Here is a 15,133-nt window from a genome sequence, read left to right as displayed (position 1 = left end):
GGCATGACGACTTCCCCCACCGGACCGCACGCCGGCAGCGACCAGGGTCGCGGCGATGCCGTGCAGCCGGTCAACATCCTGATCGTCGACGACGAGCCCAAGAACCTGGCGGTGCTGGAGGTGGTGCTCGACGATCCGGGCTACCGGCTGGTGCGCGCCAGCTCCGGCGACGAGGCGCTGCTGGCGCTGATGGCCGACGAGTTCGCGCTCCTCATCCTCGACGTGCGCATGCCCGGCATGTCGGGCTTCGAGGTCGCGCACATGGTCAAGGAGCGGCGCAAGACCGCGCGCATCCCCATCATCTTCCTGACGGCCTACTACAACGAGGACCAGCACATCCTGGAGGGCTACGGCACCGGCGCCGTCGACTACCTGCACAAGCCGGTCAATCCCGCGGTGCTGCGCTCCAAGGTGTCGATGTTCGCCGAGCTGCACCGGCAGGGGCGGGCGCTGGAGCAGGCCAACCGCCTGCTGCTGGGCGAAGTGGCCGAGCGCCGGCGCGCCGAACAGCGGCTGAGCGAACTGAACGAGTCGCTCGACCGCCGGGTGACCGAGCGCACCCGCGACCTGGAGGCCAGCGAGGCGCGCCTGCTGGAGGCCAGCCGGCGCAAGGACGAGTTCCTGGCCACGCTGGCGCACGAGCTGCGCAACCCGCTGGCGCCGGTGCGCAACGCGGTCGAACTGCTCAAGCGCCAGCAGCCGGACCCCGCCAAGGTGCAGTGGGCGGCCGACCTGATCGACCGCCAGGTGCGCTCGTTCTCGCACCTGATCGACGACCTGATGGACGTCAGCCGCATCAACCAGGGCCGCATCGAGCTGCGGCGCGAGATCGTCGCGCTCAACGACGTGCTGTCCGACGCCATCGAGACGGTGCGGCCCATGGTCCAGGAGTGCCAGCAGGACCTGGCCGTTCTGCTGCCCGACCACACGCTGGTGGTCGACGGCGACCGCACGCGACTGGCCCAGGTGTTCACCAACCTGCTGAACAACGCCTCCAAGTACACCGACAGCGGCGGGCGCATCGAGCTGGCCGTCACGCTGGAGCGTGATGGCGTCGTGGTCACCATCCGCGACAACGGCATCGGCATTCCGCCCGACCGGCTGGAGAGCGTGTTCGAGATGTTCTCCCAGGTCGAGACGGCCATCTCGCGCTCGCGTGGCGGGCTGGGCATCGGCCTGTCGCTCACCCAGCGGCTGGTGCAGATGCACGGCGGAATCGTGCGCGCCTACAGCGACGGCGTCGGCCAGGGCAGCAAGTTCCAGGTGGTGCTGCCGCTCGCTCGCGCGGGCGACGGCACCCGGCCGGCCGAGCCGGAGGCCGGGACGGAGGCGGAGGAGCCGACCGGCGCCTTGCGCCTGCTGGTGGTCGACGACAACCTGGATGCCGCCGAGACGCTGGCCGAACTGCTCGGCACCATGGGCTACGAGGTGCGGCAGGCCGGCGACGGCGAGGCCGCGCTGAAGGTCGCGGAGAAGTTCGCGCCCCATGTCGTGCTGCTCGACATCGGCCTGCCCGGCATGAACGGCTACGACGTGTGCCGCCGCATGCGCCAGCAGCGCGGCGGCAAGAAGCGCACCATGGTCGCCATCACCGGCTGGGGCCAGCCCGAGGACCTGAAGCGGTCCAAGGAGGCCGGCTTCGACCGGCACCTGGTCAAGCCGATGGATTTCGACGCCCTGGTCGAGATCCTCAAGACCGTGCCGGAACCGGCAGCACGGCGCAACAACGCCGGGTGAGCGGGCACGCGGTCCGCCGCGTGGCCCTGGCGGCCGGACGCGCGCCCGCGACCAGCCGGTCGCGGGACCGGCAGACGCGAAGGTGACACGGGAGGACGCCAACCCTTCGGTGGTTTCCCTTGGTTGGCGATCCGCGGCGTTGCGCAGGCCGAACCCTGCGCTACATTGGCCGCGCCCCTCCCACCGGTGCCCATGGATCTCTTCCTGCAGCAAGTGCTCAACGGGCTGACGCTCGGCGGCATCTACAGCCTCGTCGCGCTCGGCCTCACGCTGGTGTACGGCATCCTGCACGTGCCGAACTTCGCCCACGGCGCGTTCTACATGGCAGGCGCCTTCATCTCCTTCCACCTCATGAAGGCCTGGGGCTTCAACTACTGGCTGGCCATGCTGGGGTCGGCGGCCTGCGTCGCCGTGCTGGCCACGCTGGCCGAGCGGCTGGTGTTCCACCCGCTGCGCAAGGCCTCGGGCCTGCATCCCATGATCGCCGCCATCGGCGTGCTGCTGTTCCTGGAGGCCGGGGCGCAGGCGCTGTGGGGCGCCGACTTCCAGCGCATGCAGACGCCCTACACGGGCATCGTCGAACTGGGCGGCGTCACGGCGCCGGTGCAGCGGCTGCTGATCATCGGCGCCGCCTTCTCCCTGGTGGTGGTGCTGCACCTGTTCCTCACCCGCACCGTGCTGGGCTCGACCATCATCGCGATGGCGCAGAACCGCGAGGGCGCCGCGCTGGTGGGCATCGACGCCACCCGGGTGTCCATGCTCACCTTCGCCATCTCGGGCGTGCTGGCCGCCGTGGCCGCCACCCTGTACGCGCCGATCAACCTGGTGTACCCGGCGATGGGCAACCTGGTGATCACCAAGGCCTTCGTCATCATCATCCTGGGCGGCATGGGCAGCGTGCCGGGCGCCATCGCCGGCGGGCTGATCATCGGCTTCGCCGAGAGTTTCGGCGCCTTCTACATCTCGCCCACCTACAAGGACATCATCGCCTTCGTGCTGCTGGTGGCCATCCTGTCGGTGCGGCCGCAGGGCATCTTCGCCCAGGGAGCCAGGTGACGCCATGAACTTCCTCTCCGGCCGGGCGGGCTGGCTGCTGCTGCTGGCGCTGGGCCTGGCGTTCCCGTTCCTGGCGAAGAACGACTACCACCTGACGGTGATGTCCACCGCCTACATCTTCGCCATCGCCACCATCGGGCTGAACCTGATCACCGGCTACACCGGCCAGTTCAACCTGGCGCACAGCGGCTTCATGGCGGTGGGCGCCTACACAGTGGGCATCCTGACGGTGGACCACCAGCTGCCGTTCTGGTTCGCGTTCCCGCTGTCGGGCGTCACCGCCGCGGTGCTGGGCTTCTTCGTCGGCATCGTGTCGCTGCGGCTCAAGGGCCACTACTTCTCGATCTTCACGCTGTGCGTCGGCTACATCATGTACCTGGTGATCGAGAAGTGGGAGAGCCTGACCCACGGCACGGTGGGCATCATCGGCATCCCGGCGCCGGGCGCCATCGGACCGATCGCGTTCGACACCCCGCGCGCGCTGTACTACCTGGTGTTCTTCTTCCTGGTGCTGGGCGTGTTCGTCATGCACCGCATCGCCACCTCCCTGCTGGGCCGTACCTTCATGGCCATCCGCAACGGCGAGGCACTGGCCGAGGCGCTGGGCATCCCGCTGATGCGCAACAAGCTGCTGGCCTTCATGCTGTCGGTGTTCTACGCCGGGCTGGCGGGCGGGCTGTACGCCGGCTTCGTGCGCTTCCTCGGCCCCGGGCTGGCCGGCGTGGACCACACCTTCGACATGACCATGTACATGCTGGTGGGCGGGCTGGGCACGCTGCTCGGGCCGCTGCTGGGCGCGCTGTCGGTGCCGTGGCTCACGCAGTACCTGCAGTTCCTGCAGGAGTACCGCTTCATCGTCTTCGGGCCCATCCTGGTGGCCCTGGTGATTTTCCTGCCGCACGGCATCGTGGGCACCTGGCTGGGCTGGCGGGCCCGCCGTGCCGCCGCGGCTGCCCCCACCCCGGCACCGGCCGCGCCGGCGACCGTGCCGCTGCCCGCGGGCGAGGCGCAACCGGGAGCCGGGCGTGCTTGAGATCCGCAACGTCACCAAGCGCTTCGGCGGCCTGGCGGCCGTCAACGACGTCAGCACCACGGTCGAGCGCGGCAAGGTCAACGCCATCATCGGCCCCAACGGTGCCGGCAAGACTACCTTCTTCCACCTGGTGGGCGGCACCATCCCGCCCTCGTCGGGAACCATCGCCTACGAGGGCCGCGACATCACCGGCCTGCGCGCCGACCAGGTCGCCCGGCTGGGCATCTCGCGCACCTTCCAGGCCACCACGCTGTTCGACATGGCCACCGTGCTCGACAACCTGATCGTCGGGCACCGCCTGCGCACGCGCTCGGGCCTGCTCGACGTGCTGTTCGACTCGCGCCGCCTGCGCGACGACGAGAGGGCCTGCCGCGAGAAGGCCGCCGCCGCGCTCGACTTCGTCGGCCTGTCGCACGTGGCCCAGCGGCTGGCCGGCGACATCTCGCAGGAGGAGCGCAAGCGGGTGGCGTTCGCGCTGGCCCTGTCCACCGACCCGCAGCTGGTGCTGCTGGACGAGCCGGCCGGCGGCGTGAACCCCGAGGAGACCCAGGGCCTGGCCGACCTGATCCGCAAGTTCGTGCGGCACGGCATCACGGTGTGCCTGATCGAGCACAAGATGGACATGATCATGAGCCTGGCCGACAAGATCATGGTGCTGAACTACGGCGAGAAGATCGCCGAGGGCACGCCGGCCGAGATCCGGCGCAACCCGGCCGTCATCGACGCCTACCTGGGGAGCGAGCATGCTGACGTTTGAGAACGTCTCGCAGCACTACGGCAGCTTCCGCGCGCTCAACGGCATCAGCCTGCACGCGAAGGAGGGCGAGCTGGTCGTGCTGCTGGGTGCCAACGGCGCCGGCAAGAGCACCATCTTCCTCACCGCCAGCGGCCTGCTGCGGGCCACCGGCGGCTCGATCCGCTTCCGCAACCAGGAACTGGCCGGCCTGAAGGCCTCGCAGGTGGTCGAGCGTGGCGTGGTGCTGTGCCCCGAGGGCCGCAAGCTGTTCCCGCAGATGTCGGTGCTGAAGAACCTGATGCTGGGCGCCTACGTGCACCGCGGCGACAAGGCCGGCAACCAGCGGAAGCTGCAGGAGGTGTTCGAGCTGTTTCCCATCCTGGCCGAGCGGCGCGAGCAGACCGCCGGCTCGCTGTCGGGCGGCCAGCAGCAGATGGTGGCCATCGGCCGCGCGCTCATGGGCCGCCCGCAGGCGCTGCTGCTCGACGAACCCTCGCTCGGCCTGGCGCCGCTGGTGGTCAAGCAGGTGTTCGAGGTCATCCAGCGCATCAACCGGGCCGGCACCACCGTGCTGCTGGCCGAACAGAACGCGTATGCGGCGCTCAAGATCGCCAGCCGCGCCTACGTCATCGAGAGCGGCCGCATCGTGATGGAAGGCGACCGCGACACCCTGCTGGGCAACGACACCATCCGCAAGGCCTACATCGGTGCATAGGCTCCCCCCCGAAGCGGCCTGTGGCCGCCTCCCCCTCGAGGGGGCGCCACCAGCGGCCCGGCAAAGCCGGTTCCGCGGTGGCCCCCGCGAAATCCCCTGCTCTGTCAAACGAAGGAGACCCTCATGATTCCCTCGCACGTCAAGCGCCTCGCGGCGGTCGCCGCGTTCGGCCTGGCCGCCACCGCCCCGGCCCTGGCCCAGGAGGTCGTGAAGATCGGCTACTCGGGTCCGCTCTCCGGCGGCGCCGCGCTGTACGGCAAGAACGTGCTGGACGGCATGAAGATGGCCGTGGACGAGATCAATGCCCAGGGCCTGGACGTGGGCGGCAAGAAATACAAGCTCGAGGTCGTGGGCCTGGACGACAAGTACAACCCCAGCGAGACGGCCATCAATGCCCAGCGCCTGGTGCAGGAGCACAAGACACCGGCCATCCTGATTCCCCACTCGGGCGGCATCTTCGCGGCCCAGACCAACAACGAGGCGCAGAAGTACCTGGTGCTGGCCTACACCAGCGTGCCGCAGGTCACCGCGCGCGGCAACAAGCTGACCCTGCGCATCCCGCCGGAGTTCACCTCCTACGTGCAGCCGTTCATCCGGCACGCCATGGGCAAGTACGGCAAGAACCTGGCCATCGCCAACGCCGACCACGACTACGCCAAGGCCTGGACCGCGGTGTTCAAGCCGGCCTGGGAGGCTGCCGGCGGCAAGGTGGTGGCCGAGAACCCGATGTCCTACAACAAGGACACCGACTTCTACAGCGGCGTGAGCCGCGCCGTGTCGGCCAAGCCCGACGTGATGTTCATCGGCGGCGCCTCCGAGCCCACCGCACTGGTGGCCAAGCAGGCCCGCGAGCTGGGCTTCAAGGGCGGCTTCGTCATCATCGACCAGGCCAAGATGGACGAGATGGCCAAGGTGATCGGCGGCTACGGCCCGCTGGAAGGCTCCATCGGCGTGCTGCCGCTGATCGAGGACCCGGCGCCGGATTCCAAGGCCTTCGTGCAGCGCTTCCAGAAGGTCTACCCGGGTCGCGTGCCCAGCTCGGAGGTGTCGCTCAACTACACCGCCGTGCACGCCACCGCCATGGCCATGAAGCTGGCCGGCAGCGTGACCGATGCCACTGCCATCCGCGCCAACCTGGACAAGGCGATGAAGCAGCTCTCGCCGGTCGCCAACCCGAACGGCCTGGCCGGCGTGGACGACAAGGGCGGCTCCATGGCCGACACCCGCGTGGCCGTCATCGAGGGCGGCAAGGTCAAGGAGCGCGCGCTCAGTTCGTTCAAGTGAGCGGAATGCCGCGACAGGCAAGGCCGCCCCGGGGGCCAGGCGATCGGTTGACGTGTTGATGCCGCGCTGACCGGCGGACAGGAAGGCCACCTCCAGTTGAGGTGGCCTTTTTTCTGCGGGGGCCTGCACGGATGAGATCGCGCTCTGCTTCGCGCGCCGCGTCGGCTGGACATGTCGCGGCGGCGGTGAGTAAGCTCCTGTCGTGCAGCGCGCCGCCGCAATCTTCGGTTCCGCGATCTTCCTGGTCATCGCGCCGGGCACGCTCGCCGGGTACATCCCCTGGTACCTCACGCACTGGCAATTCGCGCCTGCGCTATTCCCGATCGCGCGCGTGCTCGGCGCCGCCCTGGTCGTCGCCGGGTTGCCCATCCTGCTCGATTCGTTCGCTCGCTTCGCGTTGCAGGGCCTCGGCACACCGGCGCCCGTGATGCCTCCCGAGCGCCTCGTCGTCACCGGGCTCTATCGCTTCGTCCGCAATCCGATGTACGTCGCCGTCACGGCGTTGATCGCCGGCCAGGGCCTCCTGTTCGGGAGCGTCACGGTGCTGGGGTACGGCGCGTTCGTGTGGGCCGGATTCTTCCTGTTCGTTGTCGCCTACGAAGAGCCTGCGCTGGGCGAGCAGTTCGGCGACGAGTACAGGCGCTACCGGGCGAACGTGAGGCGATGGTTGCCGCGCATCACCCCCTGGCACGGCTAGGTGGCGGCAAGCTCGACGATGGAATCTGGCTGAACCGCCGCCCTGCACACCGGAACGTACACTTCGCACTCCATGCTCCGCCTGCGCGCACACCGGCTGACCACCACGTTCCTCGTGGTGCTGTCGCTGCTGTTCGCACAGTTCGCGCTGGCGAACTACGTCTGTCCGCAGCCGGCGCAGCAACCCGGCGGGATGCCGGCCATGCAGATGGTGGCCGGCCAGCCCTGCGACGGCATGGACATGGCGGGCGGCCAGCCGGTCGACCCGGAGCAGCCCGTCCTGTGCCACCAGCACTGTGCCAACGCGCCCCAGTCGTTTGACGGCGTCCAGGTCCCGGCCGTCAGCCTGCCGGCCGTGGTGCAGGTCCTCGTGGTGCGGCTCCTGCCGGACGCCGGCGCCAACCCATCGGTCGTCTTCGCCCGCGCCGGTGAAGAGCGACCACCTCCGGACCCGCTGTTCCTGTCCACGCTCAGGCTTCGAGTCTGACTTCTCCGTCGACCGACCGGCGTCGCCGCGGCATGGCCGCTGCGCGACCTCCGCCCCGTTGTCCCCGGAGATGTCATGCTGATCCGTTTCCTTCCCGCGGCGGCCGTAGTTGCCGCATGGCTGCCGGCCCTGGCCCCGGCAGCGCCCCTGAGCCTGGAGCAGGCCCTCGAGCTTGCCGCGCAGCGCTCCCAGTCCGTGCGTGCCGCGCGGGCCGGTGCTTCCGGCGCCGCTGAGGCTGCACGCGCCGCCGGGCAGCTGCCCGACCCGATGCTCATCGTCGGCATCGAGAACCTGCCGGTGACCGGCCCGGACCGGCTGCGCACCAACGCGGATTCGATGACGATGAAGCGGCTCGGCGTGACCCAGGAGTGGGTGTCATCCGACAAGCGCGCGCTGCGCCAGGCCGCCGCCACGGCGCAGGTCGGCCGGGAAGCGGCCATCGGCCAGGTGGCCCTGGCGGACACCCGCCTGCAAACGGCCCTGGCGTACCTGGATGCCTACTACGCCGCCGAAGCGCTGAAACTCACGACCCTCACCGAGCACCACGTGCACGAGGAGGCAGAGGCCGCGAGAGCGCGCCTCGCATCCTCCACCGGGAGCAGCCAGGAAGTGCTGCAGCTGACCGCGGCGCGCGGCGTGGCGGAAGATGAATCCGCCGACGTGGGACAGGCGCAGGCCTCGGCCCTGGCGACCCTGCAACGGTGGGTGGGTCTTGCGGCCGATGACCTGGCCGCGCCGGCGCTGCCGGCCACAACCGCCGAGCAGGCCTGGGTCGCCAGCCATCCCGCCGTCGTCCAGGCGCAGCGGGACATCGAGGTCGCGCGCGCGGAAGCCTCCGCGACGGCCGTGAACCGCCAGCCGAACTGGACCTGGGAGGCGTCCTATGGCCAGCGCACGGGCTTCTCGGACATGGTCAACATCGGCGTGACCATCCCGCTGCCGGTCGCTCCCGGCGAGCGGCAGGACCGCGCCACGGCGGCCCGGCTGGCGTTGGTCGGCAAGGCAGAAGCCGCGCTGGAAGAGGCGACCCGGACGGCCTCGGGCGAGTACCGCAGCCTGGCCAGTGACGCCCGGCGCCTCGCGCAGCGGCTGGAGCGATACCGGGCCGGCGTGGTCACGCCGACGCAGCAACGCACCCAGGCCGCCCTGGCGGGCTACCGGTCCAACCAGGTGCCGCTCATGACCCTGTTCGAGGCCCGGCACGCCGAGGTCGACGTCCAGCGCAAGTTGCTCACGCTGCAGCGCGACCTCGCCAGGGTGCAGGCGCAGCTTGCCTTCAAGTCCATTCCCGGAGGTGCCCCATGAAGCGCACCCACATCGCGGCCGCAGCCGTGGCGGCGGCCGCCCTGGCCGCCGGCGGCTTCTTCGCCGGCCGGCACGTCGGGACCACGGGGCAGACGCAGGCAACCGGTGCGCCGGCCGCGGGACAGCAGGGCGAGCGCAAGGTTCTCTACTGGCACGACCCCATGGTGCCGGGGCCCCGCTTCGACAAGCCAGGCAAGTCGCCCTTCATGGACATGCAGCTGGTGCCGGTCTACGCCGACGAGCAGAACGACACCGCGGTGAAGGTCAGCCCCGGCGTGCAGCAGAACCTGGGCATCCGCACGGCAACGGTGACGCGCACCCGGGCGGCCAGCTCGTTCGATGCCGTCGGGACCGTCCAGTTCGACGAGCGGCTGACGGAGGCGGTGCAGACCCGGGTCGACGGCTACGTCGAGCGTCTGCTGGTCCGCGCTCCCATGGAGTCCGTCCGCCGCGGGCAGCCCCTGGCGACCATCTACGCCCCCGGCTGGCTGGGGCCGCAGAACGAGTACCTGGCCCTGAAGCGGGCCGGCGTTGCCGACGACCTGCTGGCGGCGGCCCGGGACCGGATGCGCGCGATGTCCATCCCCGACGCCTTGCTGCGGCAGAGCGAGCAGGCCGGCACCGCCCAGGCACGCTTCACGGTGACGGCACCGGTGAGCGGTGTGGTGGCGGAGCTCGGCGTGCGCGATGGCGTCGCGGTGAATCCGGGCATGACCCTCTTCCGGATCGCCGGCCTGGAGCGCGTCTGGGCGGTGGCGGAGGTGCCGGAAGGGCAGGCGGTGCACCTGCAGCGGGGCCAGAAGGTGAAGGCGGCGCTGCAGGCCGACGCGTCGCAGGCCTTCGAGGGCGAGCTCAAGGAAATCCTTCCGCAGGTCAGCGCGAGCACGCGGACCGTGCAGGCCCGGTTCCAGGTGGCCAACAAGGCCGGCCGCCTCACGCCGGGGATGCTGTTGCGCCTGCAGGTCGCCGGTCCGGTCCGCTCCCGCCTGGTGGTGCCCGCCGAAGCCGTCATCCGGACCGGGACCCGTGCGGTGGCCATCGTGCGCAACGCGAACGGGACGTTCGAGCCGCGCGAAGTCGGCCTGGGCGCCGACCTGGGGGACCAGCTCGAAGTCGTCCAGGGACTGGGCGAAGGCGACCAGGTCGTGGCCAGCGGGCAGTTCCTGGTGGATTCGGAGGCGCGCCTGAAGTCCGTCCTGGGGGGCATGGCAGCCGCCGGCCAGGCCGTGCCTGCGGCCGGCGCGCCCGCCTCGCAGGCGCAGGCGCAGGCACCTGCGGCGCCGGGCACCTTCAGCGCCCAGGGGACGGTCGAGAGTGTGGATCCGGATGGCATCACCATCTCGCATGGCCCCGTGCCCGAGCTCAAGTGGCCGGCCATGACCATGGGGTTCAGCAAGCCCGGACCGAAGGCGTTCCCGGGCCTGAAGGCCGGCGACAGCATCCGGTTCGAGTTCAGGAAGGGGGGCCCGATGGGCTGGGAGCTCGTGACAGTGCAGCCCACGGGAGCCGGCAAGTGATCGCGGCGCTCATCCGCTGGTCCATCCGCAACCGGTTCCTGGTCCTGATGGCGACGGCGTTCATCCTGCTGGCCGGCGTCTGGTCCGTGCCCCGCATGGCGCTCGATGCGCTGCCCGATCTCTCGGACACCCAGGTGATCGTGCGCACGCCCTATCCCGGCAAGGCGCCGCAAGTGGTCGAGGACCTGGTGACCTATCCGCTGACGACGACGATGCTGAGCGTGCCCGGGGCAAAGGTCGTGCGCGGGTATTCCTTCTTCGGCGACTCGTTCGTCTACGTCCTCTTCGACGACAGGACCGACCCCTACTGGGCCCGCTCGCGCGTCGTGGAGTACTTGAACCAGGTGCAGAGCCGCCTGCCGGCAGGTGCCAACGCCGCGCTGGGGCCGGACGCCACCGGCGTCGGCTGGGTCTACGAATACGCGCTGGTCGACCGCACGGGACAGCATGACATCTCGCAGTTGCGGGCGCTGAACGACTGGTTCCTGAAGTTCGAGCTCAAGACGGTTCCCGACGTGGCGGAGGTGGCCAGCATCGGCGGCATGGTGCGCCAGTACCAGGTGGTGCTGGACCCGGACCGCATGCGCAGTGCGGGCGTCACCCAGTCGATGGTGACCCAGGCGCTCCAGAAGGCGAACCAGGCCGCGGGCGGTTCGGTGGTGGAGCTCGCGGAGGCCGAGTACATGGTGCGCTCGCGTGGGTTCCTGCGCACCCTCGAGGACTTCCGCTCCATCCCCGTCGGCCTCTCCGGGGCGACGCCGGTGCTGCTGCGGGACGTCGCCTTCGTCCAGATCGGGCCGGAGATGCGCCGCGGCATCGCGGAGCTGGACGGCCAGGGAGAGGTCACGGGCGGCGTGGTGGTCATGCGCTCCGGCAAGAACGCCCGCACCACCATCCAGGCGGTCAAGGCGAAGCTCGACACGCTCAAGGCCAGCCTGCCGCCCGGCGTGGAGGTGGTGCCCACCTACGACCGCTCGCGGCTCATCGACCGCGCGGTCGAGAACCTCAGCTGGAAGCTGGTCGAGGAGTTCGTCGTCGTCGCGCTGGTCTGCGTGGCGTTCCTGTTCCACCTGCGCTCGGCCTTCGTGGCCGTCGTGACGCTTCCGGTGGGCGTGCTCGCGGCCTTCATCGTCATGCAGTGGCAGGGCGTCAGCGCGAACATCCTCTCGCTGGGTGGCATCGCCATTGCCCTGGGGGCCATGGTCGACGCGTCCATCGTGCTGATCGAGAACGCACACAAGCACCTCGAATCCTTCGGGCACCAGCACCAGCGGGAACCGACCCTGGCAGAGCGCTGGGAGCTGGTGACCGAAGCGTCCGTCGAGGTCGGACCGGCGCTGTTCTTCTCCCTCCTGGTCATCACCCTGTCGTTCGTCCCGGTGTTCACCCTGGAGGCGCAGGAGGGCCGGCTGTTCTCGCCGCTGGCGTTCACGAAGACCTACGCCATGGCGGCCGCAGCCGGCCTGTCGGTCACGCTGGTGCCCGTCCTCATGGGCTACCTGGTGCGCGGCCGCATCCCGGCGGAAACGGCGAACCCGCTGAACCGGTTGCTCACCGCCGTCTACCGGCCGGCGCTGGAGGCCGTCCTTCGGCTGCCGAAGGCAACCCTGGCGGTCGCGGTGGTCCTCCTGGCGCTCGCCGTCGTCCCGGCGATGCGGCTTGGCGGGGAGTTCCTGCCGCCGCTGGACGAAGGCGACCTGCTGTACATGCCGTCTGCGCTGCCCGGGCTCTCGACCTCCAAGGCGTCGCAGCTGCTGCAGCAGACCGACCGCCTCATCAAGACCGTGCCGGAGGTGGAGCGTGTCTTCGGCAAGGCCGGGCGGGCCGACACGGCAACCGACCCCGCGCCGCTGGAGATGTTCGAGACCACCATCCAGTTCAAGCCGCGCTCCCAGTGGCGACCCGGGATGACGCCGGACCGGCTGGTGGAGGAACTCGACCGGATCGTGAAGGTGCCGGGCCTGTCGAACGTCTGGGTCCCGCCGATCCGCAACCGCATCGACATGCTGGCCACCGGCATCAAGAGCCCGGTGGGCGTGAAGATCGCCGGCGGCGACCTGGCCACCATCGACCGGCTCACCGGGCAGGTCGAGGCGGCCGTCAGGAAAGTGCCCGGGGTGTCCTCGGCCCTCGCCGAGCGCCTCACCGGCGGGCGCTACATCGACGTGGACGTCGACCGGGCCGCTGCCGCCCGGTACGGCCTGTCGGTGGCGGACGTGCAGGGCATCGTGTCCACGGCCATCGGCGGCGACAACGTCGGTGAAGTCATCCAGGGCCGCGAGCGCTTCCCCATCAACGTCCGGTATCCGCGCGAGATCCGCGACTCGCTGCAGCGCCTGCGCGAACTCCCGTTCGCGACCGACAAGGGAGCCCGGCTGCTGCTGCAGGACGTTGCCCGCGTGACCATCCAGGACGGCCCGCCCATGCTGCGCAGCGAGAACGCGCGGCTGTCCGGGTGGGTGTACGTCGACGTCCGGGGTAGGGACCTGCGCTCCGTGGTGAACGACATGCAGGCAGCCGTGGCCCGGGAGGTCCGGCTGCCCGCGAGCTACTCGGTGTCCTGGTCCGGGCAGTTCGAGTACCTGGAGCGGGCAACGCAGCGGCTGAAGGTGGTCGTGCCTGCCACGCTGGCGGTCATCTTCGTGCTGCTGTACCTGCTGTTCCGCTCGTTCAGGGACGCCGCGCTCGTCCTGGCGGCGGTGCCGTTCTCGCTGGTGGGCGGCTTCTGGCTGGTGTGGGCGCTCGGACACAACCTCTCGGTGGCCACGGCCGTGGGCTTCATCGCCCTGGCCGGCGTGGCGGCGGAGTTCGGCGTCGTCATGCTGGTGTACCTGAAGAATGCGTACGCGAGGCGGCTGGCCGCCGGTGAGCCGGAGACCGACGAGACCCTGCTCGCGGCCATCCGGGAAGGCGCCGTGCTGCGCGTGCGCCCGAAGGCCATGACGGTCGCCGTCGTGATGGCGGGCCTGCTTCCCATCCTGGTGGGAAGCGGGACCGGTTCGGAGGTCATGACCCGCATCGCCGCGCCCATGGTGGGCGGCATGGTCACCGCGCCCCTCCTGAGCATGCTGGTCATTCCGGCCGCCTGGTACCTGCTCCATCGCAGGCGCCGGACTGCATCCACTCCTGTGCGTGCGCCCCAGGGCGCCGCGCTGCCCCAGCCCTCCAATCCCTGACTCCAAGGAGCTTTTCGATGACATTCCGCCATCTCCTTTCCGCCCTGTTGCTCCTCGCCGCCTCTGGCGCGCAGGCGCAGGGCGCGTCCAATTCCATGCCCATGCAGCCGTCGGCGTCGGCGTCGGCTTCCAGGTCGGTGATGCCCCTCGTCGACGGCGAAGTGAGGAAGGTGGACATGGGCAAGGGCCTCATCGTGCTGAAGCACGGCGACATCCCCAACCTCGGCATGCCGGCCATGACGATGGGCTTCGATGTCGCCGACCGGCAGATGCTCAAGGCCGTCAAGGCGGGAGACAAGGTGCAGTTCCAGGCCGAGATGGTCGGCGGGAAAGCCATCGTCACGGAGCTCAAGCCGAAGCGCTAGCGGTCCTGCGCGCCAGGCGCCACCGCGGCACCGGCAAGAAGGTCAGACACGGCCACGCCCAGGGCGGCGCCGACCAGTTGGGCCGCGACGAACCCCGGCACGCTGGCCGGGGCGATGCCGGCGAAGCTCTCGGTGAACATCCGCCCGAACGCGGCTGCGGGGTTGGCGAACGAGGTCGACGCGGTGAAGAAGTAGGCGCTGCCGATGTAGGCCGCCACCATGGCTGCGACGCGTGCCGCGGGCGCGCGCAGGATGACCAGGAGCAGGCCTGCGGTGGCCACGACCTCGGCGAACCACTGCCCGGGGCCGCTGCGGACCTTGGTGGACACCTGCAGGAGGCCGGCGTCGAACATCGCGTGGGCCATCCATGCGCCGAGCACCGCGCCGGCCAGCTGCGCGACGACGTAGCCCGCCAGCAAGGAACGCGACAGCAGCCCCTTGTACGCCATCGCCACCGAGACCGCCGGATTGAAGTGCGCACCGCTGACCGGTCCGAACACCTCGATGAGGACATAGAGCCCGCCGACCGTGCTCAGCGTGTTCACGACGAGGGCGAGGGCGGCATTGCCGCCCGCCAGGCGTTCGCCCATGATGCCCGAGCCGATGACGATGGCCAGCAGCAGCGCGGTGCCCAGCAGCTCGGACAGCAGTTTCCGCGGGGTGCCCATGTCAGCAGCCGCAGTCCATGGCAACGGCCCCGGGCTCCACGGCGCACGCCGCACCCTGGCAGCAGTTGTCGGTGAGGTAACCCAGCAGGGCGTTCATCCGGTCGTAGGCCGCGCGGTAGACGAGGTTGCGGCCGCTGCGCTCCTGCGTGACCAGGCCCGCGGTCGCCAGTTCCCTGAGGTGGAAGGACAGCGTCGCGGGGGGAACGCCGATGCCGGCCACGATCGCGCCGGGGGTCAGCCCTGCGGGACCGACGACCACGAGCGCCCGGAAGACCTGCAGTCGCAGGGGGTGGGCCAGGGCGGCCAGCGCCTGGACGGCCTGGTTCTCTTGCATGATCATTCGAGTTTACTGGAACCG

At 70.1% G+C, this 15,133-nt stretch carries 14 protein-coding genes; 12 read left to right on the top strand and 2 right to left on the bottom strand.

What is annotated here, in order from left to right:
• The first annotated feature begins 3 nt into the window (after positions 1-3).
• The 12 genes from GON04_RS21200 to GON04_RS21145 all read left to right on the top strand — a co-directional run bounded on the left by GON04_RS21200 (position 4) and on the right by GON04_RS21145 (position 14,107).
• Positions 4-1,737 (top strand): response regulator, encoded by a 1,734-nt coding sequence (locus GON04_RS21200; protein WP_157399977.1) that lies wholly within the window; start codon positions 4-6, stop codon positions 1,735-1,737.
• 192 nt (positions 1,738-1,929) lie between these two features.
• On the top strand, positions 1,930-2,793 hold the full coding sequence (locus GON04_RS21195) for a branched-chain amino acid ABC transporter permease (RefSeq protein WP_157399976.1): 864 nt from the start codon (positions 1,930-1,932) through the stop codon (positions 2,791-2,793).
• A 4-nt stretch (positions 2,794-2,797) separates the two neighbouring features.
• Positions 2,798-3,826 carry a branched-chain amino acid ABC transporter permease gene (locus GON04_RS21190; RefSeq protein ID WP_157399975.1) on the top strand — a complete coding sequence of 343 codons (1,029 nt, stop codon included), beginning with the start codon at positions 2,798-2,800 and terminating at the stop codon, positions 3,824-3,826.
• A complete protein-coding gene (locus GON04_RS21185; RefSeq protein WP_181653696.1) occupies positions 3,819-4,583 on the top strand; it encodes an ATP-binding cassette domain-containing protein in 765 nt (254 codons plus the stop codon). Before GON04_RS21190 ends, GON04_RS21185 begins: the two co-directional genes overlap by 8 nt.
• Positions 4,570-5,277 carry an ABC transporter ATP-binding protein gene (locus GON04_RS21180; protein ID WP_157399974.1) on the top strand — a complete coding sequence of 236 codons (708 nt, stop codon included), beginning with the start codon at positions 4,570-4,572 and terminating at the stop codon, positions 5,275-5,277. The genes GON04_RS21185 and GON04_RS21180 overlap by 14 nt, the downstream gene beginning before the upstream one ends.
• A gap of 123 nt (positions 5,278-5,400) precedes the next feature.
• On the top strand, positions 5,401-6,561 hold the full coding sequence (locus tag GON04_RS21175) for an ABC transporter substrate-binding protein (RefSeq protein ID WP_157399973.1): 1,161 nt from the start codon (positions 5,401-5,403) through the stop codon (positions 6,559-6,561).
• 202 nt (positions 6,562-6,763) lie between these two features.
• Positions 6,764-7,258: a methyltransferase gene (locus GON04_RS21170; RefSeq protein WP_181653695.1), complete on the top strand. Its 495-nt coding sequence runs from the start codon at positions 6,764-6,766 to the stop codon at positions 7,256-7,258.
• Between the two features lie 72 nt (positions 7,259-7,330).
• Complete coding sequence (locus tag GON04_RS21165; protein WP_157399972.1) at positions 7,331-7,744, top strand: hypothetical protein; 414 nt, start codon at positions 7,331-7,333, stop codon at positions 7,742-7,744.
• Positions 7,745-7,819: 75 nt separating this feature from the next.
• Positions 7,820-9,049, top strand: coding sequence for a TolC family protein (locus tag GON04_RS21160; RefSeq protein WP_157399971.1), 1,230 nt, complete (start codon positions 7,820-7,822; stop codon positions 9,047-9,049).
• On the top strand, positions 9,046-10,566 hold the full coding sequence (locus tag GON04_RS21155; protein ID WP_157399970.1) for an efflux RND transporter periplasmic adaptor subunit: 1,521 nt from the start codon (positions 9,046-9,048) through the stop codon (positions 10,564-10,566). Before GON04_RS21160 ends, GON04_RS21155 begins: the two co-directional genes overlap by 4 nt.
• Positions 10,563-13,742, top strand: a complete 3,180-nt coding sequence (locus GON04_RS21150; protein ID WP_181653694.1) for a CusA/CzcA family heavy metal efflux RND transporter — start codon at positions 10,563-10,565, stop codon at positions 13,740-13,742. Before GON04_RS21155 ends, GON04_RS21150 begins: the two co-directional genes overlap by 4 nt.
• 17 nt (positions 13,743-13,759) lie before the next feature.
• Positions 13,760-14,107, top strand: a complete 348-nt coding sequence (locus GON04_RS21145; RefSeq protein WP_181653693.1) for a copper-binding protein — start codon at positions 13,760-13,762, stop codon at positions 14,105-14,107.
• Here the strand turns inward: GON04_RS21145 and GON04_RS21140 are convergent.
• Both GON04_RS21140 and GON04_RS21135 read right to left on the bottom strand, forming a co-directional pair.
• Positions 14,104-14,775, bottom strand: a complete 672-nt coding sequence (locus tag GON04_RS21140; RefSeq protein ID WP_157399969.1) for an aquaporin — start codon at positions 14,773-14,775, stop codon at positions 14,104-14,106. The genes GON04_RS21145 and GON04_RS21140 overlap by 4 nt on opposite strands.
• Before the next feature lies 1 nt (position 14,776).
• Positions 14,777-15,109 carry an ArsR/SmtB family transcription factor gene (locus tag GON04_RS21135; protein WP_157399968.1) on the bottom strand — a complete coding sequence of 111 codons (333 nt, stop codon included), beginning with the start codon at positions 15,107-15,109 and terminating at the stop codon, positions 14,777-14,779.
• Positions 15,110-15,133: the final 24 nt, after the last annotated feature.

The organism is Ramlibacter pinisoli, from assembly GCF_009758015.1.
GTDB lineage: Bacteria > Pseudomonadota > Gammaproteobacteria > Burkholderiales > Burkholderiaceae_C > Ramlibacter > Ramlibacter pinisoli.
This window is presented reverse-complemented; position numbering and strand designations above follow the sequence as displayed.

Bases quoted from the DNA above. Each gene is read 5' to 3' on its own strand.
- GON04_RS21145 (WP_181653693.1), top strand. From the start codon at position 13,760: ATGACATTCCGCCATCTCCTTTCCGCCCTGTTGCTCCTCGCCGCCTCT.
- GON04_RS21190 (WP_157399975.1), top strand. From the start codon at position 2,798: ATGAACTTCCTCTCCGGCCGGGCGGGCTGGCTGCTGCTGCTGGCGCTG.
- GON04_RS21165 (WP_157399972.1), top strand. From the start codon at position 7,331: ATGCTCCGCCTGCGCGCACACCGGCTGACCACCACGTTCCTCGTGGTG.
- GON04_RS21200 (WP_157399977.1), top strand. From the start codon at position 4: ATGACGACTTCCCCCACCGGACCGCACGCCGGCAGCGACCAGGGTCGC.
- GON04_RS21180 (WP_157399974.1), top strand. From the start codon at position 4,570: ATGCTGACGTTTGAGAACGTCTCGCAGCACTACGGCAGCTTCCGCGCG.
- GON04_RS21135 (WP_157399968.1), bottom strand. From the start codon at position 15,109: ATGCAAGAGAACCAGGCCGTCCAGGCGCTGGCCGCCCTGGCCCACCCC.
- GON04_RS21160 (WP_157399971.1), top strand. From the start codon at position 7,820: ATGCTGATCCGTTTCCTTCCCGCGGCGGCCGTAGTTGCCGCATGGCTG.
- GON04_RS21140 (WP_157399969.1), bottom strand. From the start codon at position 14,775: ATGGGCACCCCGCGGAAACTGCTGTCCGAGCTGCTGGGCACCGCGCTG.
- GON04_RS21195 (WP_157399976.1), top strand. From the start codon at position 1,930: ATGGATCTCTTCCTGCAGCAAGTGCTCAACGGGCTGACGCTCGGCGGC.
- GON04_RS21155 (WP_157399970.1), top strand. From the start codon at position 9,046: ATGAAGCGCACCCACATCGCGGCCGCAGCCGTGGCGGCGGCCGCCCTG.
- GON04_RS21175 (WP_157399973.1), top strand. From the start codon at position 5,401: ATGATTCCCTCGCACGTCAAGCGCCTCGCGGCGGTCGCCGCGTTCGGC.